Source organism: Bacillus sp. PPSBB_2 (genome assembly GCF_045291115.1).
Lineage (GTDB): Bacteria > Bacillota > Bacilli > Bacillales > Bacillaceae_G > Bacillus_A > Bacillus_A cereus.
This window is the reverse complement of record NZ_CP147983.1, coordinates 5608378-5634929: the sequence shown is the minus strand read 5'-3', so window position 1 is coordinate 5634929 and position 26552 is coordinate 5608378. Positions and strand designations below refer to the sequence as shown.

Here is a 26552-nt window from a genome sequence, read left to right as displayed (position 1 = left end):
CGAAGGTTCGCTTTCTACTCTGAAAGCTCCTACATTGCATGAATCTAGTGTACCCAAACTTTAGATTATGTAGAGGAATGGAATCACTGTAGGGTTTCATTTCTCATGTTTGAATCAGTTGATGGTAATTATGTTTCCGCATTTCATAATTATTATCAGTGATATATGTAAGGCATCCATATGAAAATAAGAGGCTGTTCAAAGGTTTTCCGTACTTTTGGGCAGCCTCACCCCGTTAAAAGGACGATACTTTATGTATCGTCCTTTTTGTATAAAAAAACATCCAATCAATTAAGAAATTGATTGGATGTGAAAAAATTATTAATAATTTTTTTTGCGTTTTGTAGCCAAAATACTTAATAATCCAGCTAGTAGAAGAAGGATACCTACTGTTTGTGTAGGGTCTTCTTTATGACCTGTATTTGGAAGGTGTTTATCCGTATTTCGATCATCTTGCTGTTTGTTATCTGTTTTATTCGATGTTTCTTCGGAAGTTCCGTTTTCGTGTTTCTCAGATATTTCATTGCCTTTGTTTTCTTCTTTATTTGGAGGAGTAACTGGCTTGTCATCCCCACCTGAAGAAGATTCAATTTTTTTATTTGAAACTGTAATTTGTAGTGGCGTAGCTTGGGCTTTATCAATTGTAAAGTTTATTGGTGATGCATCTAATTGATAGCCTTTAGGAGCCTTTGTTTCTACTAATTGATAAGTACCAGGTTTCAAATCATTTACGATTACTTTTCCGTGTTGATCTGTTTTTAAACCTTCTCGGATGAATTTTCCATCTTGGTCTAAAATATTGAAAATGGCACCTTCAAGTGTTCCATGGTGATCAATATCAACTTTAGTTAACTCAATTGAACCTGCTGTTAAACTATTTAAAGCTGTAACAGAGGTAACCTGAGATTGTCCTTTCGTAATTGTGAAAGGAATTGGTTTAATGTTTAAATCATAGCCAGTTGGAGCTTTCGTTTCAATAAACTGATAATCTCCTGGACGTAAATCAGAAACAGAAATCTTCCCATCTTTATCAGTAGTTAAATCAGAACGAATATCCTTACCGTCCATATCTACAATTTTAAAGATAGCCCCTTCAAGAGTAGTACCATCGATATCATCAACTTTAGTTAATTCAACTGCGCCTTTAGTTAAGCTGTTAGTAGCAGTAACAGAGGCGATTTTTTCTTGGCCTTTTTTAACTGTGAACTTAATAGGTGTGTCGTTTAAGTCATAGTGTTCAGGAGCTTTTGTTTCAATAAACTCATAATCTCCTGGTGGTAATTCATCCACAACTAAACGGCCGTTTTTATCAGTAGTTAAATCGGTACGAACATCGTGTCCATCCTTATTAACAATTTTAAATACTGCACCTTCAAGTGTTGTGTTTTGCTTGGCATCATCAACTTTAATTAACTCCACACTACCTTTCGTTAAGCTATTAATAGCTGTAACGAAGACATGCTTTGTTTGACTTCTTTCGATTGTGAACTTAATAGGTTCTTCATTTAAGTCGTAATGTTTAGGAGCTTTCGTTTCAATAAATTGGTAGTCTCCTGGTTGTAAGTCTTTAGCGATTATTTTTCCGTCTTTATTGGTAACTAAATTCGTACGAATATCGTTACCGTTCAGATCAGTAATTTTAAATACCGCACCTTCTAGCATTTCTTTCTTATCTATAGAGTCAACTTTCGTTAATTCCACGCCACCTTTTGTTAGGCCATTCTTAGCAGTAATAGAAGCGTGAGTTAGTTGACTTCTCTCGATAGTGAAACTAATAGGTGTTTTATTTAAATCGTAATCTTTCGGAGCTTTCGTTTCAATGAATTGATAGTCTCCTGGGCGTAAGTTCGTAGCAGTAATCTTACCATCTTTATCAGTAGTTAAATTAGTGCGAACAATTTTACCTTTCGCATCGATGATGTTAAACACTGCATCAGAAAGTTTTGTATCTGGGTTTATATCATCCACTTTTATTAATTCTACAGCACCCTCAGTTAAGCTATTTGTAGCAGTAACTTGGAGCATTTCTTTTTGGCTTTTCTTAATTGTAAACTTAATAGGTGTACTATCTAATTTATAGTGTTCAGGAGCTTTCGTTTCAATAAACTGATAGTCCCCAGGACGTAAGTCAGAAACAGAAATTTTTCCATGTACATCTGTTGTAAGCTCAGTGCGAATGTCGTTACCATTCATATCAGTAATTTTAAATATCGCATCTTTAAGAGCAGTACCATCTACATCATCAACTTTAGAAAGTTCCACAGCGCCTTTCGTTAAGCTATTTGTAGCTGTAACGGAGATAGGATCAGCTTGGCTCTTTGTGATTGTGAATGGAATTGGCTCTTTGTTTAAATCATAGTGTTTCGGAGCCGTTGTCTCGATGAATTGATAATCACCAGGACGTAGGTTAGAAACGCTAATTTTACCTTGTTGATTCGTAACAAGATCTTTGCGAATTACAGTGCCATTCATATCCACAATTTTAAATACTGCGCCTTCAAGAGTAGTGCCATCGACTTCATCCACTTTAGAAAGTTCCACGCCGCCTTTTGTTAAACTATTTTCCATAGTAACGGTAGCAATATCTTTTTGGCTTTTTTCAATTGTAAATATAATTGGTTTTTTGTCTAAATCATAGTGTTCAGGAGCCGTTATTTCAACGAATTGATACGTACCAGGACGTAAGTTTTCGATAACGATTTTACCTTCACTGTTTGTTTTTAAATCTGTTTTAAGTACTTTGCCATCTTGATCTAGTAAATTAAATACCGCATCGGCAAGTTTTGTTTGAGTGTTTAAATCATCAACTTTAAGTAATTCGATACTACCTTGTTTTAAGCTATTTGTAGCAGTTAAAGAAATATCTTTCTTCTGTCCTTTTTCAATAGTGAATTTGATTGGTGTTTCATCTAAAACGTAATGCTTAGGAGCTTTCGTTTCGATGAATTGGTAATCACCAGGACGTAGGTCGTTAATTTCGATTATTCCTTGTTCATTTGTAACAAGGTTTTTATGAACTACATCACCGTTCATATTAACAATTTTAAATACTGCATCTTTAAGAACAGTGCCATCAACATCGTCTACTTTAGAAAGTTTAACTGCACCCTTTGTTAAAGCATTTGTAGCAGTGACATGAAGGGTTTCAGTTTGGCTCTTTTTAATTGTAAATACGATAGGTTTTTTATCTAAATCGTAATGTTCAGGAGCAATTGTTTCAACGAATTGATACGTACCAGGACGTAGATTTTCAACAACAATTTTACCTTCATCATTTGTTTTTAAGCCTTCTTCAACTAGCTCCCCGTCTGCATCTAATAAATTAAATACGGCGTTAGCAAGTTTTGTATTCATATCAATATCGTCAATCTTTGTTAGTTCAACGCTACCGTTTTTCAAAGCATTTTTGCTTGTAACATTGATCTCTTTCGTTTGACTTCTTTCAATTGTAAATGGAATCGTTGTTTCATCTAATACATAGTGCTCAGGAGCTTTTGTTTCAATGAACTGATAGTCTCCAGGGCGTAAATCAGAAACAGAAATTTTACCGTTTTTATCTGTAACGAGATTCGTATGAACTTCCTTACCATTCATATCAACAATCTTAAAAATTGCACCTTCGAGCATCGTACGATCGATGTCATCAATTTTTGTTAATGTTACTGCACCTTTCTTTAAACTGTTAGTAGCAGTAACAGTAATATTCTCTTTTTGACTTTTTTCGATAGTGAACGGAATAGGGTCTTTGCTTAAGGTATAGTCTTTTGGAGCTTTTACTTCAATAAATTGATAGTCTCCAGGACGTAAATCAGAAGCAGAAATTTTACCGTTTTTATCAGTCGTTAAACCTTTTCGAATTACCTTTTTAGTATCATGAGCGTCAACGATTATAAATTCTGCACCTTCAAGAGTAGTGCTATCAATATCATCAACTTTTGTTAAAGTGACGCCACCTGTAAGTAAACTATTTTTTACAGTAACAGGGATAGGAAGATCTTCCTTACTACCTTTTTTAATTGTGAACTTAATAGGTGTTTTGTCTAATTTATAATGTTCAGGGGCTTTTGTTTCGATAAATTGATAATCCCCTGGTGCTAAATCAGGAATAACTAATACTCCGTGATCATCTGTTGTTAAATCTTTCATAATTTCTTTGCCAGTTGCGTCTTGCAATGTGAATACAGCGCCGGCAAGAGCTTTACTACTTTCCACATCATCTTCTTTAATCAGTTTAACTTTTCCTTTCGTTAAACTATTTTTAAATGTAAGTGGAAGAAGTTTTTGTTGTCCTTTTTCGATTGTAAATTCAATTGGTTCTACATTTACATCGTAATAAGTTGGAGCCTTTGTTTCGATAAGTTTATAGTTACCAGGACGTAAGTCATCTACAACTAGCATTCCTTTACTATTCGTAACAAGGTCCGTACGAACATCTTCATTAGTATCTCTATTAACGATTTTAAATACTGCACCTTCAAGTGTTTCCTTTTCATCTGCAGCATTCACTTTTGTTAACTCAATACCGCCTTTTGTTAAGCTGTTTTTAGCGGTAACAGTAGCCTGAGTTGTTTGACTTTCTGTAATCGTAAATTTAATTGGTTTTGTATTTTTGTCGTAATACTTCGGTGCTGTTACTTCGATAAATTTATAATCGCCAGGGCGTAAGCCAGTAGCGATAGCTTTACCATCCGCACCAGTTTTTACATTTTCGCGAATAACTTTCTTTTCATCATTTGCATCAACAATTTTAAATACAGCACCTTCAAGAGCTGTACCATCGATATCATCAACTTTTGTTAATTCAACATCTCCTGGTTTTAAAGCATTTTCAGCTTTCACAAGTAGAGTTTCTTTCTGACTTCTATCGATTGTAAATTCAATAGGTTCTGCTCGTAAAACGTAATGTTCAGGAGCAGCTATTTCAATAAATTTATACGTACCAGGACGTAGGTTACTAACTTTAACTTTACCGTGTTTATCAGTAGTTAAGTTAGTGTGAGGGGAAACGTCATTATTATTTGTATCGACAAGTTTGAAGACAGCACCTTCTAGTGGTTTTTTCTCACCAAACTCATCAACTTTTAATAATTCAACCTCGCCCGTTTTTAAGCTGTTATTTGCCGTAACAGTAGCAAGAGCTTGTTGGCTTTTATCAATTGTAAACTCGATAGGGTTTGTACTTAACGTATAATCCTTAGGAGCTTCTGTTTCGATAAATTTATAAACACCAGGCTCTAGATCTTTAACGGTAACTTTTCCATCTGAACCTGTTTTTATATTTTCACGAATTACTTGTTTCTCGTCATTCGCATCGACAATTTTAAATACAGCACCTTCAAGGGCAGTGCCATCGACATCATCGACTTTTGTTAAAGTGACACCACCTTTAATGAGGTGATTCGTCGCAGTAACAGTAACTGCTTTCTTTTGACTTTTTATAATTGTAAACTCAATTGGTTTTTTATCTATGTCGTAATCTTTAGGTGCTTTTTCTTCGACAAATTGATAGTCTCCAGGGCGTAAATCTTTTGCTTCGATTTGTCCTTGATCATTTGTCGTTAATTTTTCATATCCACGAATTACTTTGTTATATCGATCGCGTACACTGAACTCCGCACCTGCTAAAGTTTTTCCATCTTTATCGAATTTTGTTAAAATGGCCGATCCTGGAATCAAACTGTTTATTGCAGTTCGGTTTATTACTGTTGTTTGATCTTCTTTGATTGTGAATTGAATAGGTGTACTGTCTAATTTATAATGCTCAGGAGCAGTTGTTTCTTGTAAGTAGTAAGTTCCTGGTTTTAAATTATCTACAGTAATTTGTCCTTGATCATTTGTTGTTAATTTTTCGTGTTCTGAAATTATTTTTTTGTCTTTATCAAGTAGTGTGAAAACGGCACCTTGCAGTGGGACGTTTTTATTCAGGTCATCAGACTTTGTTAAAACTACTTTACCGACAAACTTCTTATTTGCAAGTTTATATGTTGTAGTCTCTTGTGTACCAAGTTCAACAATTTTCCCTTGTTTTAAATCCCAGCTAATTACATAGCCTTCAGGAGCCTTTGTTTCTTTTAATAAATATTTATCGCGTTTTAAATTATTAAATTTAGCGATACCGTCTTTGTCTGTTGTAATTTTACGGATAACAGTTTTACCTGTACGATCGTATAAAGTAAATTCTGCCCCAGCTAATAGTGCGTTCTTATTGTCGTTATCTACCTTTATAATTTCAAGGTTTCCACGGCCTTTAGTAGCAGATCCTCCGCCTGAACCAGAAGACATTCTCACTTCAATCGTTTCAGTAGTTTCTGTGTTTTTAACTGTCAACTTATTGCCTGTGATTTTCGCTTTATTACTTACTTTTTCTTTATCGTCTGCATTAATAAGTGAGCGATATTCTAAAATATAAGCTCGATCAATTTTTTTCAAGAAGGCAATTTCGAAATGTTGCTTTCCGGTATTATTGTCTGTTGTTATTTTGAGTTTATAGTCTGTTCCTTCTTTTAATTCGTTTACTGTATCTTTTGTTAAATTTCCATATGGATCAACAGTTGTAGGATATAAGTGGAATGAATCTTCCACAATTACCTGATTTTCGGTTGGGTCATCTGTTACAACGGCATCTGCAATGGTTGATTGGCTTTCGTTAATTGCGATACTCCAATTAATATAGTTGTCGTCTTGCACAGCTTTTTTAGTAACGAAGCTACCACCTTTATTTACTTGAGTGTCACCTGTAAGGGTGTTTACGATTTTAGAGCCATCTTTTAAATCTGCCTCGTTTTTGTAGGTGCCTTGGATAAGTTCACCATCAAGGCTTGTTTTAAAGATAATATAGTAAGGTGAATTAATTGATTGTTTGAAATGAACCTTTAGGGTGTTTTTATTTTTCTCTGTAGGTTCTTCAAGTTCATATTTCTCAGTTGGTACAGCATTACCAGGTTGTGCATTATCAGGATTTCCATTTAGAATCATATCGCGCACTTCAATGGATCCAGGCACTAATTTTTGTTTATCTTGTATTACGTCTATAACATAAGGATCTTTAATCTCAACATTATTATAGTTAAAGCCTATTATCCAAGTAATTTCCTTCGTTTGGGCGTTATAAGAACCGTATTTATAACCATTTGCCTTTGTGAAAGTATCAGGATCGAAATTAGCTTCAACTTTATTTGATTGTGGATTAGAATCCGTATCTATCCAAGAAAGGTTACCTGTATTTTTAAATGAAGTTTTACCACTTTCTAGCTTTGTATAATCAAAGTCTGTCGTATATTTTACGACTAATGTCTTTGTCATATTAGACTGATACGTACCTATAAGAGTAATTTTGAAGCCTTTATCTGTTACATCTAAAACATAGTCAGTCCCAGCTTGAAGGGTATAATTTCCGTCTTTAATTTCTAGTTTCTTATCTTTTAATTGTAATCCACCATGATCAAAGGTGTCCGTAATAATCGCGTTGCTTAATGGATAGTTGTTATTATTTACTATAATTGTCCAAGTTGTTGTTTTGTCTTTATAATTTGTTTCAGCTTTATTATTAGATTTAATAATATTTTGCTGCTTGAAGCTAGCTTCATTTTCTTTACTTGAATCATTATCAGCTGTAACTTTATTTTTTACTTTTCCATCTTCTATAACTTTATTAGTTGGCTTGGTTTTATAGGTAATCACATAAGCACTATTAATATCATCATTAAACTGTAAATCGAATCCATTCTTCTTGTTACTTACAGTGTAATTATTAACAGCGTCTCCTGTTACAAGCGTTCCTTTTTCATTATATGAAGCGTTTTTTACAACAATAGAATTTGCATCTAGTTCGTGTGTATCGTCAAAAATATCTTTTAAAATCGCATCTGCTTTTTTGATCTCTCTTTGATCACCATTGTAAGTAATTGTCCACTCAATTGTTTGCGTCTTTGGATCATATTTACTTGTTTTATTTAAGTGTGTACCACGAGAAACCGTTACAGTAGAACTTGCGTTTTGTTGCTTTTGATTATCACTCGTTATCGTAACGTTATTTCGGAAACTTTTAATATTTTCATCAGTAATTTTTGTGGCATATTCGATTTGATATGCTTTATTGATAGAATCTTTGAAAGCAATCTCCAATTTTGAGCCATCTGATGAAATAATATTGTAATCTGTTGGCTCAGCTTCTGCACCACGCGTTACATTCCCATTAACATCAACTTCTAAATAATAAACTTTAATAGAATCTTTATTTAAGCTTGTACCCTGTGGAATGTTATCTTTAAAAACAGCGTTTTTAAGGGTGTCTTTCGTTTTGTTCATCTCTACTTTCCAATTAATTTCATTTGTATTAATTGGTCTATCAGGTAAACCCTTTTTATTCGTAGCTGTTTGTACATTAGGCTTAAAGTCAACTGTAATAGAAACATCCTTATCTTTAATCGGGAAAGGAATTTCTTGTGTTGTTGTACCTTTAATTTCAGCTTTATTAAATTCTGTCTTTAATTGTAGGTTACCAGCAACATCTGGATGCTCTTCAACATAATCGTTGAATGTCATCGTGACTTTTCCATCTTTTGTAACAGTAAAATTACCAATTTGATGGTTTTCACTATCATATAAAGGACTGTTAATTGTATTGTAAATCTTAAAATGTTTAGGAAGATCAAAAATATAGTAATCTCCATTTTTCACATTCATTGATTTTAAAAGTTCCCATGTAAACTCAATATTGGCAGGGGAATCTGTACTTGGACGGTTATCCTCTGTAAATGGTTTTCCGTCTTTATCCGTCAATTTTACACTGGTTAAAATGTTTGTTGTTATTTGCTTTGGACCTGAATTTGTATTCTCAGCAGGGTCGCTTGATAGCTTTTGTTCTGGATTGTCAGTAGCAATTTTAGCTGCTGGGTTTTGTTCCGGATTATCAGTGGCAGTTTTAGCTGCTGGGTTTTGTTCCGGATTATCGGTAACAGTTTTAGTTGCTGGGTTTTGTTCCGGATTATCAGTGGCAGTTTTAGCTGCTGGGTTTTGTTCCGGATTATCAGTAACAGTTTTAGTTGCTGGATCTTGCTCCGGATTGTCAGTAACAGGTTTAGTTACTGGATCTTGCGCTTGTTTATTAGTATCCTGTTTGGTGCCATCTTCTTTAGAGTTTTCTACTTGAACAGGAACTGATATAGGCTGAACCATTGTTCCTAAAGGAAAAGCGATTTGAACTGATTTTTCCCCAGGTTTTAAAGTTGAGTTAAACACGGTATCAATTTTAATTTTTCCTTTAGCGTCTTTCAAATTTTCTACTTGATCATTAAATATTAATTTTAATTTATTATCTTTAGCTGTTATAAAATATTGACCAATATTTTTTTGATCTGTTACTAAATCCCCTTGCAAATCTTTAGATACTTTTAATGCAAGTGGTATTTGAACTACTGCTGTATCATTTGCGTGTGCAACTTGTTGATCTTTTATTGACCAAGCGTATTCTACTTGAATGGTTGATCCTATCTTTATTAAATTGTTAGGATTTTTTGATTCGTCAATAATATGATTCGTTGCATCTTTCATTTCAACAGTGTCAAATAAGGAATCTCCTGTTAAGGTTTCCGCTCTTACTTGATTGTATGGAAAACTAGCAAGTTGCGAAAATAGTACGAATACAATTCAACATACATTAAAAAGTTTTTTCATTTTTCCTCCTCTGAACATTCATTTGTCCATTGGGGACTTATTCCACATGAACAAATGGAATATTAAAAGTATTTGTTATAAGCTATTTATTTTTGTTATCCCTCCGTTTCTATACGCGTTCTCAGACAAACAGAATTATGTTCAAAGCAATATTATTTAACGTAAAACAAAATGTATATTTACACAGTTTTATGGAAATATACACAATTCGACAAAAAATGTCGAAAAAAATACTGATATAAATAATGATATCAGACCTTTATATGTGAGATAGTTTTCATGTATATCTAGTAAAAAAGAATGGTTATAAAGGTAAGTTTTACGATACATACTAACCAAGGTAGTGTATCCCTTTGTGAAGGCTTATTTTTGCCTTAAAGTTATGTGGAAATAAAAATCTAGATAGGGTTGGTTTTGGTCAGAATGAAGACAATATGTACTTTGAAAATAGTCATTTATTTTGTCTAAAGAGAGTTGTGCGACTAGTGGACCGAAGTTGAAAGGTGATAGTTTCTTACATTGTTAGAGAAATATAAGGATTACAGAATATTCGACTAACACGTTACTACGGTCATTTTTGAGCCTGTTTAAACAATAAGAAAGAAGGTGTTTTACTCCTTAGTTACAATATCTTTTTAGTAAAGATAAGCTTAAGTAACCTCCGCTAAAGATTATATACTTAAATGATAAAGAGTTCAACAATGGTTCACATATTTTCCCAAAAATAAAAACGGCTGTTTTATGTGGAATAAATCTACAAAACAGCCGTTTTTGGTATTAGATTTCTGTTAAGATTATTGGCTCGCCGCGTGTTACGACAACAGTATGTTCACATTGTGCAACAAGACTTTTATCAGGTGTAACGAATGTCCAACCGTCGTCACCACGTTCAATAATATGATCAGCTTTCATAGAGATGAACGGTTCTACAGCGATAACAAGACCGTCTTTTAGAAGCGCATTATCCATTGGATCATAGTAACTTAAAATGTGATTTGGTGCTTCATGTAAGCTAAGACCAATGCCGTGACCAGTTAAGTTTTGAATAACATTGTATCCACTTTTATGTGCGAAGTTTGAAACAGCACGACCAATTTGATTTTGTTTTGAGCCAGCTCTAACCTTTTTCATTGCTGCCCAAAATGCATCAACTGCTGCTTGGCAAAGTTTTTCTTTTGCCTCGTCTTCTCCAAGAACAAATGAAATGCCTGTATCTGCATAATAGCCATCAAGTGCAGCAGATACATCGACGTTTACTAAGTCGCCTTCTTTTAATACGCGATCTCCTGGAATACCATGAGCAACTTCCTCATTTACACTAATGCAAGTTACACCTGGGAAATCATATTCTTTTTCAGGTGCAGAAATAGCACCGTGCTCATCTAATACTTTTTTACCGATCAAATCAAGCTCTTTCGTTGTCATACCTGGCTTCGCTTGTTTTTTCATTTCTTCACGTGCAAGCGCAACGATGCGGCCGATTTTTCGTAAGCCTTCTAAATCTTGTTCATTACGAATAATCATGAAAACCACTGTCCTTCCTCGAATATATATCTTATCCGATTGTATCATGTTTATTTTCGTCCTGCTACTCGCTTGCGGTATGCGGGTTGATTCCTCTCATAAAGAATACATGACAATTGTCATATCGATGTCATGACGCATCATACTGTTTCCTAAGTTTTCCAAGTAATACAATGTAAATATAAGAAACAGCGGGGGTGGAGAGATGGAAAAGATTATTGAAGTAAATGGTGTTTCTAAAACATTTAAACATAAAAACGCAGTAAATAATGTTTCATTTCATGTAAATAAAGGGGAAATAGTAGCGTTACTTGGTCCGAATGGTGCGGGGAAAACAACGACGATGTCGATGATGCTTGGATTAAAGGACCCAACAGAAGGTAAGGTCTTTATATTTGGAAAGAGTCCAAAGCATAGAGATGTTCGTAATAGCCTCGGTGCGATGCTGCAAGAAGTAAGTGTCATTGATAGTATTACGGTGGAAGAGGCAATTGAGTTATTCCGTAGTTATTATACGAATCCTATAGCGAAAGAAACGTTACTGCAGTTATTAAATTTAGAATCAGAGCGAAAGCAAAGATGTGAGAAGTTATCAGGTGGGCAAAAAAGAAGGTTAAACTTTGCGCTTGCACTTGCGGGAAATCCAGATTTGTTATTTTTAGATGAGCCGACAGTCGGAATGGATATTACGTCTCGAAGAACGTTTTGGGAAACGATTCGAAAGTTAGCAAGTGAAGGGAAAACGATTATTTTAACGACGCATTATTTAGAAGAAGCAGATGCTTTAGCAAATTGTATCTTATTATTTGCGAACGGAAAGATTATCGCAGATGGTACACCAGACGAAATGAAAGCAACAATTTCGAGAAAAACAATCACATTTTACTCAAAGGAAAGCATTCCTACAAAATTACTAAAGGAATTACCAAATGTAACAGAAGTAAAGTCAAACGAAGGACGCTTCATTTTAACAACGGAGGATACGGATGCAACTTTAAAAGCCATTTATCAAAGGAGTTTACCTGTAACAGATGTTTCAGTTGAACGTGGAAGTCTTGATGAGGCATTTGAACAATTCGTTGCAAATCAGAAGGAGGAAATCGCATGAGAGCGTTATGGATGCAGTGCAAAATAGAAATTTTACGTACATTCCGCAATAAATTATTTATCTTTTTCTCATTATTAATGCCTGTTATGTTTTACTACATTTTCACAAATGTTGTTCAAGTACCACAAAACGGAGATGCGTGGAAAGCACACTATTTAATTTCGATGGCAACTTTCAGTATTGTAGGGACTGCACTCTTTAGTTTCGGTGTGAGACTTTCTCAGGAAAGAGGGCAAGGATGGACACATCTTCTAAAAATTACACCGCTTCCAGAGGGAGCATATTTAACAGCAAAAATTATCGCTCAAACAGTAGTAAATGCTTTTTCAATATTAGTTATCTTTATTGCAGGGATACTAATTAATCATGTTGAGTTAACGGTAGGGCAATGGATAGGTGCGGGGTTATGGTTATTGTTAGGGGTAACACCATTTTTAGCGTTAGGAACAGTAATAGGTTCCATTAAGAAGGCGGACGCAGCTGCTGGCTTAGCAAATATTTTAAATATGAGTTTAGCTATAGTTGGCGGGTTGTGGATGCCGATTGAAGTGTTCCCAAAAATATTAAGAACGATTGGTGAATGGACACCGACATACCATTTCGGAAGTGGTGCGTGGGATATTGTAGCTGGAAAATCAATTGGATGGGAAAATATCGCGGTATTAGGAGGTTATTTCCTTATATTTGTTGTAGTATCAATATATATAAGAAAAAGACAGGAAGCGGTATAAATGATAGAGAAGAAGAGGATTGAGATTTTTCCGAAACATATGGGATTTTTTCCGTACATGTGGTTTGTTTATCTATTATTTCCAATTTATCACTTAGCACAAGCATCAGGATGGAAGCTTGTGCTAGGAAGCAGTATGTTGATACTTTTTATTATCACATACCGTCAGCTATATTTTGTTCAGAAGACGTTTATTTTATGGGCATGCATTCAAATGATACTCATCTTTTTATTTGCTTTATTTTATAATCCTTTTATGATATTTTTTGGCTTTTTCACAGCAAGTGCGATGGGATTTGCGCCAAATAAGAAAGTATTTCGAGTGCTGTTATGCTCGTTAGTTATAATGCTTGGAGCATTTTTATTTGTAAATATGAATCAACTAACAACTACAAGTTTAGTAAATATCGTTCCGATGTTTATCTTAATGCTTCTTACGCCATTTGGTATGCGTAATTTTAATCAGAAAAAGATGTTAAGAAATCAATTAGATGAGGCGAACGAGCAAATTAAAGATTTAGTAAAACGTGAAGAACGGCAGCGAATTGCAAGAGATCTTCATGACACATTAGGGCATACCTTATCTCTTATTACTTTAAAAAGCCAGCTCGTTGAGAAGTTAATTGTGAAAAATCCAGAGCGTGCAAGTGCGGAAGCGAAGGAAATTACACAAACTTCTCGTACCGCCTTAAAACAGCTTAGAGAATTAATTTCTGATATGCGTATGATTACGGTAGAAGAAGAGCTAGAGCAAATAAAAGCGATTTTACAAGCAGCTAATATTGAATTAGAAGTGAGGCAAGAAGCAAGATCGAGCTCGTTATCACCAATTGAACAAAATATTGTCGGGATGTGTTTACGTGAGGCCGTTACAAATGTTGTAAAACATAGTAAGGCAACGCGGTGCGCAGTTTCTGTATTAGAATCACAAGGTGAACTGATTTTGAAAGTAGAAGATAACGGAATCGGTTTAACAGATCAAAATCATGATGGAAATGGTATTCGCGGTATGAAAGAACGAATTGCTCTTATTGATGGATTTGTTGAACTAGGTACAATCAATCCAGGGACGTTATTAACGGTAAAAGTTCCAGTTGTTATTAGAACAGGAAAAGATGAGGTGAGGGCATGAGTCGAATTATTATTGCAGAAGACCAGCGGATGCTTCGTGGTGCATTAGGGGCCCTGCTTGATCTAGAAGATGATATCGAAGTAATTGGGCAAGCTGCGAACGGGGAAGAGGCGTTAAAATTAATTGAATCGTTAAAGCCAGATGTAAGTATTATGGATATTGAAATGCCGATTCAAAGTGGATTGGATGTCGCTGAGACTTTAAAGAAAGAAAAATCATCATGCAAAGTAATGATTTTAACAACATTTGCACGGCCGGGATATTTTGAAAGAGCAATGAAAGCTGGTGTGCACGGCTATTTATTAAAGGATAGCCCAAGTGAAGATTTAGCGGCAGCAATTCGTAATGTAATGAAGGGGAAACGAGAGGTCTCCCAAGATTTAATGTTTGGCTTATGGCAGGAGCAAAATCCGTTGTCAGATCGCGAAAAGGAAGTACTGTTGCTTGCGAAAGAAGGAAAGACGGCAAACGAAATTGCGAAGGCACTTTATCTTTCGCCGGGTACAGTACGTAATTATATTTCTGAAGTATTAGCGAAGCTTGATGCGAAAAATAGAATTGAGGCAATTACAATTGCGGAAGAAAAGGGTTGGATATAAAAAGAAGGTTATCTATGAGAGGTAACCTTCTTTTTATAATTATTGTACTTCTATTACTTGATTTACTTTTTGTAACGGTTTGTAACCGTGTGCTTCAAATGCCTTTGCAAATTCATTTGATACGGCAGTGCCATATAAATCTTTTGAAGCTTGTACGATATGAGATTGAAGTGATTCAAAGTCTTCAGCGGAAGTTGCATAATTTTGCAATGCACGCATAACAACTTTACTTACTTTTTCATTTCCTTGTTTTTGAACAGCAATACCGTTATATGTTTTACCTTCAGCTAATTGATATAATACGTGACTGATAATACCAGAATTCACGTGTGATTCTTGATTATTACCATCGTTATAGAAATCTTGTAAATTTGTATATAGTTTATGACCGCCGTCACCAATTTCCCTTGGGATATCACGAATTGTTAGGCCACCTAATGTATCGCCCATAATCCAGTTTCCTTTATCTTTCTTTACGTAATATTCGATTTGTGTACCCCAGAAATCCGCTAATCCCTCGTTTAGTGCAGATGTTTCAGCGCTTGGATATCTCACAACTTTATTTTTCGTCGTGCCACTGAATACAGCATGTCCAAATTCATGAGCTGTTACATCAAGAGCGGATGTTAGTTTTCCGTCTAAACCATCACCAAATACCATTTGGTTCCAAGCGGGATGCCAAAATGCATTTACATAGTCTTCTTTTACACCATCACTAACTTCAGTAGAATCAAAACCGTGTACACTAGCAACAACTTTTGAATCTTTATTGTCGTAACTTTTTAGATTATGTTCTTTCTTAAAGTAATCGTAAATATCACTCATGTTCTTCATAGCGCCCGCGGCTTCTTTATCTGCAAAATTAGGAGTACTACTTGAAATTAGTGTCCCTGGATAACCAGCTTGACTATATCCTCCAAGGGAATCGGCGTAGTTTGCATTATAAATATAAATACCATTTCCGCGTGATAAATCCGCTAAATAAAATTTTCCATCAGTTCCTTTGGCAATATTGAAAGAGATGTTTTCTTGAAGTGCATTTTTCCCAGTTCCTTGCTCACTTGCAGGGGATAATCTAGGTGATGTTACTTGATTTATAGTCTTATTCTCTTTGTTTTTAATGAATTTTTCTTGAAAAAGTACTTCGCCAGTTTTTAAATCAACGATAGCATTGCCGTTTATAATTTGTTCATTGTTTTCATAAGTAAATGTAATAACAGTTGCGAATGTATAATAGCCATCTTTTTTCTTATAAACAACGGTTTCGCTAGAGAATTCAGTCTCAACTGCATCGCTTGGAATTTGAACTATATCGCGTAATTTAGATTTTACTTCATTTTTCGACAAAAAATTTGTTATAGTAAGATTAGGTTGTTGATTTAAATTTTGAATAACTTTACCACTAACAGTTGTGATCACTCCATTTTTATCTACTTTTACAATGAGATCTTGGCCATATACTTTATAGTTTTTATATGTTTGTGCAAGGCGAACTTCGGTTTGATTTTCTTTGGTTTCTTTATTGGTAGGTTGGAAATCTACATTTTTTTCAGTAGTGACTTGTTCTTGTTGAGCTTTCGCCCCATTTACCTCACCTTTTAAATACTTTTTAGCAATATTTTCTTTCGTATCATTTTGAGGTTGTGTTAATTTCCCGATTGTTAAACCAGGCTGAGCAATTTCAACTTTGACTGCACTTTTGTCTAATTCTTGAGCATGAATAGCTTCTGTTGATAAAGGGCAAAGAAGACCGAATGTAACGAAAGCACTAGCAAGTTTTCTATAATTCATCTATAACACTCCTAATCTATTATTGTATGTGAGATGAATTGTATGAAAAATTTGCCGAATTTTATATATATTATGCATTATTTCATATCAAAAATTGTCGAATTCACATTATTGTAGTGGTATGACAACTTAACAAATTAGATTGTTATAATGGGATGGTGAGTAAGTATGCACGCAGAGAAATTAGGAAGTGAAATTAAGAAAATTAGAGTGTTGAGAGGATTAACACAAAAACAGTTATCCGAGAACATATGTCATCAATCGGAAGTGAGCAGAATTGAATCGGGTGCGGTATACCCAAGTATGGATATATTGCAAGGTATTGCAGCAAAGTTACAAGTTCCCATTATTCATTTTTATGAGGTACTCATTTATTCCGATATTGAGAGGAAAAAGCAGTTAAAAGATCAAGAGGGTGTTGCAAAACTAAAATAAACATGCAATGTTATGAATCAAAAAACTAGCTGAACATGCAATAGATAGCGATTTTGACCATACCAACGTGGCTGTTCCAACCCTTTATCTTTGAGTTTACTAAACTGTTGTTCAATTTTTCCACGCTCTTTCATCAACTGTTTGCCAAAGGTAGTTTGTAGAAAATGAGACACTACACGACGATGTGTACTTTTGATTGGTCCGCTATTACGCGGGTTAATTGGATTGATCGCAAAGATATCACATGCTCCGGCAATTTCATGAATGTGCTGACTATCATAAGCGGCATCTGCAACGGAAAATAACACATTTTGGTTTTGTATATCCCGAAGCAATGCAGGAGCTATTTTACTATCATGTACATTTGCGGTTGTAAATGCATACGACAATATAACACCTTCTGGTGTAGAACAGACATGAGTTTTATATCCCTTATACCAACCATAGCGAGTAGATTTTCCCCATTTCGCTTGAGAATCATATAAACTACTCCGTAAGGCTGTACTATCAATTAAAACGCACGGAATTAACCCTAAATTCTTTTCTTGAAGAATTTGTTTATGAAGCAACGGAATTTCTTCGTTGCGAAACCAAGTGCCTACACGTGAAAAAGTAGATATATGAGGAACAAGCGAAAGGCCACAAGATACACGAAATGAAGGATATTGATGTAAAAAACGAGTTAACTTACGTAATGAATTGATCTGGAATACCGTTTTTATAAAAAAACATTTGAGTAAAGCTTTTCTACAGATGGGTGGGCGGCCTGTCATAGGCGGAACGCCTCCAATGGTTAAACTGTCTACGTAGGCAAATAAAATTTGTAAAATGGATTGATTTTGATCAAAATTGGTTATCATACTAGTAAATCCGTCCTTTCTGGAGATAGTTTCGGTTACTATCATTTTTCCAGGAAAACGGATTTTTTTATGCATTCATTTTTGGATATTTATGAGTTTTGCAACACCCTCTGTATGATAAAAAAAGGTAATGCTTTATATGAAAATATAGATTGATCATGTATAGAAAGTGAACTAAGAAATAGGGTTATCTCCATAACTAATCCACATAGGCAAGTACATAGTAATAAAATCCAAAATAGTTTATCACTGCGTTTCATTCTCTTAATGGCTTTATATAAACAGTGACAAGAAAAAAGTGCAGCGAAACAGAATAAGAAAAGAATTCCAATCTCCTTTATATGCGACTCATTTGGAATAAAGAGTATCCAAAGAGCAAATATAGATATGTATATTATGACAAATTGTACATATTTTTTTTGATTAATCATATTATGACTCCGTTTCAATAAAGTTGAATCTCGAGGGAATGCTAATTTAAATAATAGCATATAAAATAGGATGTTTTTTACTATAAAAATTACTTTTTTGAAAAAATGGTGCAAAGTTACAATTTACCACTGTAACATTGCACCACTTATTCTTTTAATTCCTCTTATAGCAGAAAGTTCATCTGTTAATTGGAATAATGCTAAGTCTTTTTGTTTACTTTCAATCATAATATCGAAATTATGATTGTGTTTTTTTGCAATGTGTAAGAAAGGCTTAATAAACTCTAAATCGATATATTCAGCATGAGCCCTAAATTCTTTTTCCGATCTCGGGGAGGAAATGTGAACTTTAGGAGAGATATTTGTATGTGACCAAGTTTCAAAAATTGCAGGAAGCAACTCTTCTAGTGGTTCCTCGCAAAGATTGGCCATATGATGATGATAATCAAATACAAATGGAATATTTTCTTTTTGGCAAATTGATAAAGTTTCAGCGGTTGTATAGGTTTTATCATCATTTTCAAGAGTCATTTGTTTTTTTATATGTGTAGGAAGTTTTTTTATGTTTTCATGGAAGCGCTCAATTGCCTTTTCTTTATTTCCATAGGCTCCACCTACATGAATATTAATGTAAGAAGAATCTGCAATGCCTATAGCATCCAATATTTTATAATGATAAGTCATATCCGTAATAGCGTTAGTAGTAATATGTGGCTTGTCGCTTGTAAATAGCGTAAATTGATTTGGATGAAAACTTATTCGTAAATTGTGTTCTTTAATTAAAGCCCCTATTTTACGCCAAAGTGGTGTGAATACCCCAATATAGTCAAACTCGACTTCGGGATGTGTTGCAAGTGGGACGATGGAAGACGATAGGCGATATAGTGGGATTTCATGCGCTATATTGTAATGAAGGATACGTATTGTGTGCTCTAAATTTTGCCTTATAACATGGTACAGTTTGTCTTCTCGCTCTTGCTTGCTGAGTTTCTTAAAGCTTGTAAACGTCATTGTTTTGGCAGGAGAACAGTCCCAGAGTGCCATTGCATGTGAGACATATCCAAACCGTATAAGCATATGAGATACACCTCTTTTATTCATTGTCTTTCCTATAAAAAGAAAGCAAACATTGTTCCAATCCATTCCTTTCCTCTATCGATAAGAGAAGGCGGGTTTACATCGCTATAGGAAAGTACAGATGCATTCTCTAGATCTTCATGGAATTTCTTTTTTACTGTTTGAATGAAATGTTTATTATATAACAGGCAGTTTATTTCATGGTTAATATATAAACTTCTCATATCAAAGTTTGCTGTTCCGATATCGCAAATATCATCGTCTACTATAATAATTTTGGCGTGAAAAAAACCTTGTTGAAATGCATAAATATTGCAACCAGCCTGTATTAATTTTCGGCAGTACGGAAATTTGGCTTCTCGAACAAGAGGGTGATCAGCTTTTTCTGGAACAAGAATTGTGATTTGAACCCCTCTTTCTCTTGCTTTTAATAAGGCATTCATAATTTTTTTTCCAGGAATGAAATATGGTGTACCGATACAGATTTCTTTTTTTGCCGCGTTAATTAAATGTAAAAAAGTATGCTGTAAATAAGCCCCATCAGTCGGAATAAATTGATGCAGGATGGTACCTGGGTTTTGTTTTGGAAAATAAAGAGAAGCATCTAATAAATTTTGTTTCGTATCATCAAACCAGTCATGCAAAAATTGCTTTTGTAAATCTTGAACCCCTTCTCCTGTAAGACGTAAATGGTAGTCTCGCCATAATCCTAAATATTCATTATGCCCTAGATACTCTTCACCGATATTAAATCCCCCGATATAGCCGGTTTTCCCATCAATCACTGTAATTTTCCTATGATTTCGTTGATTGGCAGAAAAGAAAGGCAGAGGAAATTTTACCTTATGACAAAATGAAAAAGATACACCATGTTTTTGCAGGGAGCGAATAGCTTCGTTTGATAAAGAATGGCTGCCAAATCGATCAAGTAAAAGTCGTACTTCAATTCCTTCCTGAGCCTTATCAATCAGCAATTTTAAAAATTCACGACTGATTTTATCGTTTTTTACAATGAAGAATAAAATATGAATGTGATGCTGTGCTTGTTTTATATCAGTAAATAAAGCGTCATACAAATCTTTCCCGTATGTATAAAGGTGAAAATCACTTTGACGTAAAGGGAAAGTGCGAGAGCTTACTCGTTTTAAATGAAGAAGTCTCCCGTATGAAAGGTCAATTGTAATCCAAAGAGCAACGGATATTAACAAAAGAGATAAGTAGAGCATTAGTGAATTCCCTCCTTCGCATTCTTTTCACCTTCAGTGTGTTACAAATGATACGGGTAGCACGGCTGTTATTATAAATTTCTTTAGAGGATAGATCTTGTACTGGTTAAAGTGTCACTTTATCCCGCTTTAACGGGCAGTAAGCTTCCTATTTCAAAAATTGATGAATAAGCAGAAGCTAGTTTGGAAATCAACTGCCCGTAAAAGCCCGATTGGTTCAACTAATAATCAGCGGGGGATGAACCACCCCTGCTGATTAAAGTTTCACTTTATAGTTTCACCGAAATAAACAGCTTTATGAAAAAATGTGTTGTTCTATAACAAAAAACTGTTGACTGAATGCTCACTCATTATATAATGGGGATAGGGGATATAATTCAGAAAATTATATATTTTTGAAGATTCAAAAAAGAAAGAAGGCTTACAAAGAGAGGGGTAGCATAAAAATGAATAGCTTACTGATCATTAATTGGCTGGCTGCCATTGCTGTTATTGCTTATGCAGGATATTTGTTTGTATATCTTATACGGACGAGAATGGCCTACATACAGTTAGGGAAAAAGATTGAATTTGACCGTCGTTTTAAAGAGCGTTGGGATCTCCTTAAGGTCAATGTTTTCGGTCAGAAAAAGCTGCTGAAAGATAAGAAAAGCGGCATCATTCACGTTATGTTCTTTTACGGATTTATTCTTGTCCAATTTGGAGCAATTGACTTCGTTTGGAAAGGACTCGCACCAGGATCACATCTTCCACTTGGACCACTATACCCTGCATTTACATTCTTCCAGGAAATTGTCACACTTGTTATTTTAATTGCAGTATTTTGGGCTTTTCATAGACGTTATGTAGAAAAGCTTGTTCGTTTAAAACGTAACTTCAAATCAGGTCTTGTTCTTATTTTTATCGGTGGTTTAATGATTTCTGTGCTACTTGGTAACGGTATGGGACTTATATGGCATGGCGAGGAGCTTTCATGGAGTGAACCAATTGCTTCTGCAATCGCTTACGTTTTTAGCGGGATAAATGAAACCGTAGCCATTTCAGTGTTCTATTTTTCTTGGTGGGTGCATTTACTAATTTTGTTAACGTTTTTAGTGTATGTTCCACAATCAAAACATGCGCATTTAATTGCAGGACCAGCTAATGTATTCTTCGGTCGTCTTTCAAACCCAGGGAAGCTTGAAAAGATTGATTTTGAAGATGAAACGCAAGAAACATTTGGTGTTGGTAAAATTGAAGACTTTAGACAAAATCAACTTATTGACTTATACGCTTGTGTAGAGTGTGGCCGTTGTACAAATATGTGTCCGGCAACAGGAACAGGAAAAATGTTATCACCGATGGACTTAATTTTAAAACTTCGCGATCATTTAACTGATAAAGGAGCTGCGGTAACATCAAAAGCACCGTGGGTTCCAGTAGTTGCCTTCAATAATACACAAGGAAATCAGTTAGCGATGATGGCAGCTGGAAAAGGGCAACAAGAATCAGCGTCTACAACGCTCGCTTACGATCCGAGTTTAATCGGAGATGTTATTACAGAAGAAGAGATCTGGGCATGTACAACGTGCCGTAACTGTGAAGATCAATGCCCAGTTATGAATGAGCATGTTGACAAAATTATTGACTTACGTCGATATCTCGTTCTGACTGAAGGAAAAATGGACGCGGAAGCACAACGCGCGATGACAAATATCGAGCGTCAAGGAAATCCGTGGGGGCTGAACCGTAAAGAGCGTGAAACATGGCGCCAAGGTGATGACGAAGTAACAGTTCCAACTGTAAAAGAAAAATCAAAAGCTGGGGAGGAATTCGAGTATTTATTCTGGGTTGGTTCAATGGGATCATACGACAATCGTAGTCAGAAGATTGCGATATCGTTTGCGAAGTTAATGAACGAAGCAGGCATTTCATTCGCAATTCTCGGTAATAAAGAAAAGAATTCTGGAGATACACCACGCCGCCTTGGAAATGAATTTGTATTCCAAGAGATGGCGACAAAGAATATCGAAGAATTTGAAAAGGCAGGAGTGAAGAAAATCGTTACGATTGATCCTCATGCTTATAACACATTTAAAAATGAGTATCCGGACTTTGGCTTGCAAGCAGAAGTCTATCATCATACAGAATTGTTAGCTCAGTGGGTGAAAGAAGGGCGCTTAAAGCCTGTTCACGCTATTGAAGAAACAGTTACGTACCATGATTCCTGTTATTTAGGAAGATACAACGAAGTGTATGAAGCGCCACGTGACATTTTGAAAGCGATTCCTGGAGTGAATCTTGTAGAAATGGCACGTAACCGTGAAACGGGAATGTGCTGTGGCGCAGGTGGTGGCTTAATGTGGATGGAAGAAACAACAGGTTCACGTATTAACGTTGCTCGTACAGAACAAGCATTAGCTGTACAGCCATCCATTATCGGTACAGGTTGTCCATATTGCTTAACGATGATCAGTGATGGAACGAAAGCGAAAGAGGTAGAAGAGAAGGTTCAAACTCTTGATGTGACAGAGATTTTAGAACGATCTGTTATCGGACAGAAAAAAGAAGCGATGTAGTTTGTAAGAATGTATACAACTTTAGAAAGAGGTGCAATGATTGCACCTCTTCTCAACGTAGGGATACCGAGCGAGCGCTCAGTGTTAAAAAATGAAATGGGGGAAAGAAACATGAGTAAAACAGTTATTTTAAGTGCTGCAAGAACACCAGTTGGAAAATTTGGAGGATCTTTAAAAGATGTAAAAGCGGCGGAACTTGGAGGAATTGCAATTAAAGCAGCGCTTGAAAGAGCAAATGTTGCGGCTAGTGATGTTGAAGAAGTTATATTTGGAACGGTTATTCAAGGTGGACAGGGGCAAATTCCATCGCGCCAAGCTGCAAGGGCTGCTGGAATCCCATGGGAAGTGCAGACGGAAACAGTGAATAAAGTTTGTGCATCAGGACTTCGTGCGGTTACGTTGGCGGATCAGATTATTCGTACTGGCGATCAATCACTAATTGTAGCTGGCGGTATGGAGTCGATGAGTAACAGTCCTTACATTTTACGCGGAGCAAGATGGGGATACAGAATGGGCAATAACGAAGTTGTTGATTTAAACGTTGCTGACGGTTTAACATGTGCATTTTCAGGTACACACATGGGCGTTTATGGCGGAGAAGTTGCGAAGGAAGATGGAATTTCTCGCGAAGCGCAAGATGAATGGGCATATCGTAGCCATCAGCGTGCGGTTTCAGCGCATAAAGAAGGGCGTTTTGAAGAGGAAATCGTGCCAGTAACGATTCCGCAAAGAAAAGGCGATCCTATTGTCGTTGCAAAGGATGAGGCGCCACGTGAAGATACAACGATTGAAAAGTTAGCAAAGTTAAAACCTGTATTTGATAAGACAGCGACGGTGACAGCTGGTAATGCGCCGGGACTAAATGATGGTGGTGCCGCACTTGTATTAATGAGCGAAGACAGAGCGAAGCAAGAAGGAAGAAAGCCATTAGCGACAATTTTGGCGCATACAGCAATTGCAGTGGAATCTAAAGATTTCCCAAGAACGCCAGGTTATGCAATTAACGCATTGCTTGAAAAAACAGGCAAGAAAATTGAAGACATCGATTTATTCGAGATTAATGAAGCATTTGCAGCGGTAGCAATTGCAAGTACAGAAATCGCAGGAATTGATCCGGAAAAATTGAATGTAAATGGCGGCGCGGTAGCGATGGGACATCCAATTGGAGCAAGCGGAGCGCGCATTATCGTTACACTAATCCATGCACTTAAGCAGCGCGGCGGCGGAATTGGAATTGCTTCGATTTGTAGCGGTGGCGGTCAAGGGGACGCAGTGATGATTGAAGTCCACTAATTAAAGTTCGAGGGTATAAAATTTATTAACAATTAAGGGGGAAGAAAAAATGGGTGTACAAAACATTGTTGTAATTGGTGCAGGGCAAATGGGATCAGGAATTGCACAAGTATGTGCAATGGCAGGATATGACGTGAAGGTACAAGATTTAAAGCAAGAGCAATTAGATAGAGGAATGGCTATCATTACGAAAAACTTAGCGCGCCAAGTAGAAAAAGGACGCATGAAGGAAGAAGAGAAGGAAGCGACATTAAATCGTCTTACAGTAACGCTTGATTTAGATTGTGTGAAAGAAGCGGATCTTATTATTGAAGCAGCTGTTGAGAAAATGGATATTAAAAAGAAAATCTTTGCGAATCTAGATGAAATTGCTCCAGAACACGCAATTTTAGCGACGAATACGTCATCTCTGCCAATTACAGAAATTGCAGCGGTAACGAAGCGTCCGGAAAAAGTAATCGGTATGCACTTTATGAATCCAGTTCCAGTTATGAAGCTTGTTGAAATTATTCGTGGTTTGGCTACCGATGATGCGGTATATGAAGCAATTGAAGATATTACGAAAAAAATTGGGAAAGTACCAGTTGAAGTGAATGATTTCCCAGGTTTTGTATCAAATCGCATTTTGCTACCGATGATTAACGAAGCAATTTATACGTTATATGAAGGTGTAGCGACGAAAGAAGCAATTGATGAAGTCATGAAGCTTGGTATGAACCATCCGATGGGGCCTTTGACACTCGCCGATTTTATCGGTTTAGATACGTGTTTATACATTATGGAAGTGTTGCATGAAGGATTAGGAGATAGTAAATATCGCCCATGTCCGTTATTACGTAAGTATGTGAATGCAGGATGGTTAGGGCGTAAAACAGGTCGTGGATTCTACGTTTACGAATAAATGCCCCCTTTGTTACAACATAGTGGTCTTACCAAATTATTTAAAGGATATATAGCAAATGGAGGCGGAATATATGAACTTTCGTTTTAATGAAGAGCAGCAAATGATGAGGAAAATGGTTCGGGATTTTGCACAGAAGGAAATAGCTCCCTTTGTTCCTAGTATGGAACAAGGGGTGTTCCCGAAAGAGATTTTGCAAAAGATGGGTGAGCTTGGATTAATGGGTATTCCAGCGCCTGCAAAATACGGTGGGGCAGAAATGGACTTTATATCTTACATTCTAGCAATTGAGGAAATCTCAAAGGTAAGTGCAACAGTTGGTGTAATTTTAGCTGTACATACGTCAGTTGGAATGAATCCGATTTTATATTTCGGAACAGAAGAACAGAAGAAAAAATATGTTTCTAAACTTGCAACCGGGGAATATTTAGGTGCATTTGCTTTAACAGAGCCAAATGCAGGATCAGATGCAGGGAGTTTGAAATCAAGAGCTGTGAAAAAAGGTGATCATTATATTATTAATGGATCGAAAGTGTTTATTACAAATGGTGGTGAAGCAAGTACATACATTGTATTCGCTTCTACAAATCCAGAGGCAGGAAAAAGTGGTATTTCTGCATTTATAGTAGAGAAAGATACACCTGGTTTAATCATTGGAAAAGATGAACATAAGATGGGACTTCTCGGTTCTCGTACAGTACAACTTACTTTTGAAGATATGAAAGTGCCAGCTGAGAATTTACTTGGGGAAGAAGGACAAGGATTCAAAGTGGCGATGGCGAATTTAGATGTTGGGCGAATTGGAATCGGTGCGCAGGCTTTAGGAATTGCTGAAGCGGCGCTTGGCTGTGCAATTGATTATGCAAAAGAAAGAGAGCAATTCGGGAAGCCAATTGCGGCGCAGCAAGGGATTGGCTTCAAGCTTGCAGATATGGCAACAAGTGTCGAGGCAGCAAGGTTACTCGTATATAGAGCGGCATCTCTTAGGGCACAAGGATTACCATGCGGTAAAGAAGCATCTATTGCGAAATTATTTGCTTCTAAGACAGCGGTTGAAGTCGCGATTGAGGCGGTGCAAGTATTTGGTGGTTACGGTTATACGAAAGACTATCCAGTAGAACGATTTTTCCGTGATGCGAAAATTACGCAAATATATGAAGGAACAAGTGAAATACAGAAACTTGTTATTAGCCGTGCTTTATAAAAGGGCGA

Annotated in this window: 13 protein-coding genes and 3 pseudogenes; 9 read left to right on the top strand and 7 right to left on the bottom strand. The window is 36.0% G+C overall.

Annotation, left to right across the window (positions count from 1 at the left end; translation table 11 throughout):
• Positions 1 to 321: 321 nt before the first annotated feature.
• Positions 322 to 9648, bottom strand: coding sequence for a SpaA isopeptide-forming pilin-related protein (locus V6946_RS28665; protein WP_406622358.1), 9327 nt, complete (start codon positions 9646 to 9648; stop codon positions 322 to 324).
• 804 nt (positions 9649 to 10452) lie between these two features.
• Entirely contained in the window at positions 10453 to 11247 is a 795-nt protein-coding gene (map, locus tag V6946_RS28660) for a type I methionyl aminopeptidase (RefSeq protein ID WP_003313889.1), read from the bottom strand.
• A gap of 157 nt (positions 11248 to 11404) precedes the next feature.
• Between map and V6946_RS28655 the strand changes: the two genes are divergently transcribed.
• The 4 genes from V6946_RS28655 to V6946_RS28640 are packed head-to-tail and all read left to right on the top strand — an operon-like array spanning position 11405 to position 14768.
• The gene (locus V6946_RS28655) at positions 11405 to 12307 is read left to right on the top strand and encodes an ABC transporter ATP-binding protein (RefSeq protein ID WP_366982127.1); all 903 of its coding nucleotides are present in this window, start codon (positions 11405 to 11407) and stop codon (positions 12305 to 12307) included.
• Positions 12304 to 13038 carry an ABC transporter permease gene (locus V6946_RS28650; RefSeq protein WP_001202431.1) on the top strand — a complete coding sequence of 245 codons (735 nt, stop codon included), beginning with the start codon at positions 12304 to 12306 and terminating at the stop codon, positions 13036 to 13038. Before V6946_RS28655 ends, V6946_RS28650 begins: the two co-directional genes overlap by 4 nt.
• Entirely contained in the window at positions 13039 to 14169 is a 1131-nt protein-coding gene (locus V6946_RS28645; RefSeq protein WP_000570615.1) for a sensor histidine kinase, read from the top strand. It begins immediately after the preceding gene.
• Positions 14166 to 14768: a response regulator transcription factor gene (locus V6946_RS28640; protein ID WP_366982128.1), complete on the top strand. Its 603-nt coding sequence runs from the start codon at positions 14166 to 14168 to the stop codon at positions 14766 to 14768. Before V6946_RS28645 ends, V6946_RS28640 begins: the two co-directional genes overlap by 4 nt.
• Before the next feature lie 39 nt (positions 14769 to 14807).
• Here the strand turns inward: V6946_RS28640 and V6946_RS28635 are convergent, their stop codons facing one another.
• Complete coding sequence (locus V6946_RS28635; RefSeq protein WP_016123892.1) at positions 14808 to 16559, bottom strand: M4 family metallopeptidase; 1752 nt, start codon at positions 16557 to 16559, stop codon at positions 14808 to 14810.
• Between the two features lie 168 nt (positions 16560 to 16727).
• Here V6946_RS28635 and plcR point away from each other — a divergent pair.
• Positions 16728 to 16970 (top strand): annotated as a pseudogene (gene plcR, locus V6946_RS28630) (transcriptional regulator PlcR); the annotation flags it as partial.
• 15 nt (positions 16971 to 16985) lie between these two features.
• On the opposite strand, the pseudogene V6946_RS28625 reads toward plcR, so the two are convergent.
• The 4 genes and pseudogenes from V6946_RS28625 to cls form a co-directional block, all read right to left on the bottom strand.
• Positions 16986 to 17854, bottom strand: a pseudogene (locus tag V6946_RS28625) (transposase).
• Between the two features lie 101 nt (positions 17855 to 17955).
• Positions 17956 to 18285, bottom strand: a pseudogene (locus tag V6946_RS28620) (DUF4084 domain-containing protein); the annotation flags it as partial.
• A gap of 123 nt (positions 18286 to 18408) precedes the next feature.
• Positions 18409 to 19362, bottom strand: a complete 954-nt coding sequence (uvsE, locus tag V6946_RS28615) for a UV DNA damage repair endonuclease UvsE (RefSeq protein ID WP_006918997.1) — start codon at positions 19360 to 19362, stop codon at positions 18409 to 18411.
• Between the two features lie 32 nt (positions 19363 to 19394).
• Complete coding sequence (gene cls, locus V6946_RS28610) at positions 19395 to 20588, bottom strand: cardiolipin synthase (protein ID WP_000966423.1); 1194 nt, start codon at positions 20586 to 20588, stop codon at positions 19395 to 19397.
• A gap of 446 nt (positions 20589 to 21034) precedes the next feature.
• On the opposite strand from cls, the gene V6946_RS28605 reads away from it, so the two are divergent.
• The 4 genes from V6946_RS28605 (at position 21035) to V6946_RS28590 (ending at position 26544) form a co-directional block, all read left to right on the top strand.
• Positions 21035 to 23146 (top strand): (Fe-S)-binding protein, encoded by a 2112-nt coding sequence (locus tag V6946_RS28605; protein ID WP_001086776.1) that lies wholly within the window; start codon positions 21035 to 21037, stop codon positions 23144 to 23146.
• A 9-nt stretch (positions 23147 to 23155) separates the two neighbouring features.
• On the top strand, positions 23156 to 24439 hold the full coding sequence (locus V6946_RS28600) for an acetyl-CoA C-acetyltransferase (protein WP_002025101.1): 1284 nt from the start codon (positions 23156 to 23158) through the stop codon (positions 24437 to 24439).
• Between the two features lie 49 nt (positions 24440 to 24488).
• On the top strand, positions 24489 to 25340 hold the full coding sequence (locus tag V6946_RS28595; RefSeq protein WP_000538880.1) for a 3-hydroxybutyryl-CoA dehydrogenase: 852 nt from the start codon (positions 24489 to 24491) through the stop codon (positions 25338 to 25340).
• Between the two features lie 73 nt (positions 25341 to 25413).
• Positions 25414 to 26544, top strand: coding sequence for an acyl-CoA dehydrogenase (locus V6946_RS28590; RefSeq protein ID WP_001011179.1), 1131 nt, complete (start codon positions 25414 to 25416; stop codon positions 26542 to 26544).
• Positions 26545 to 26552: the final 8 nt, after the last annotated feature.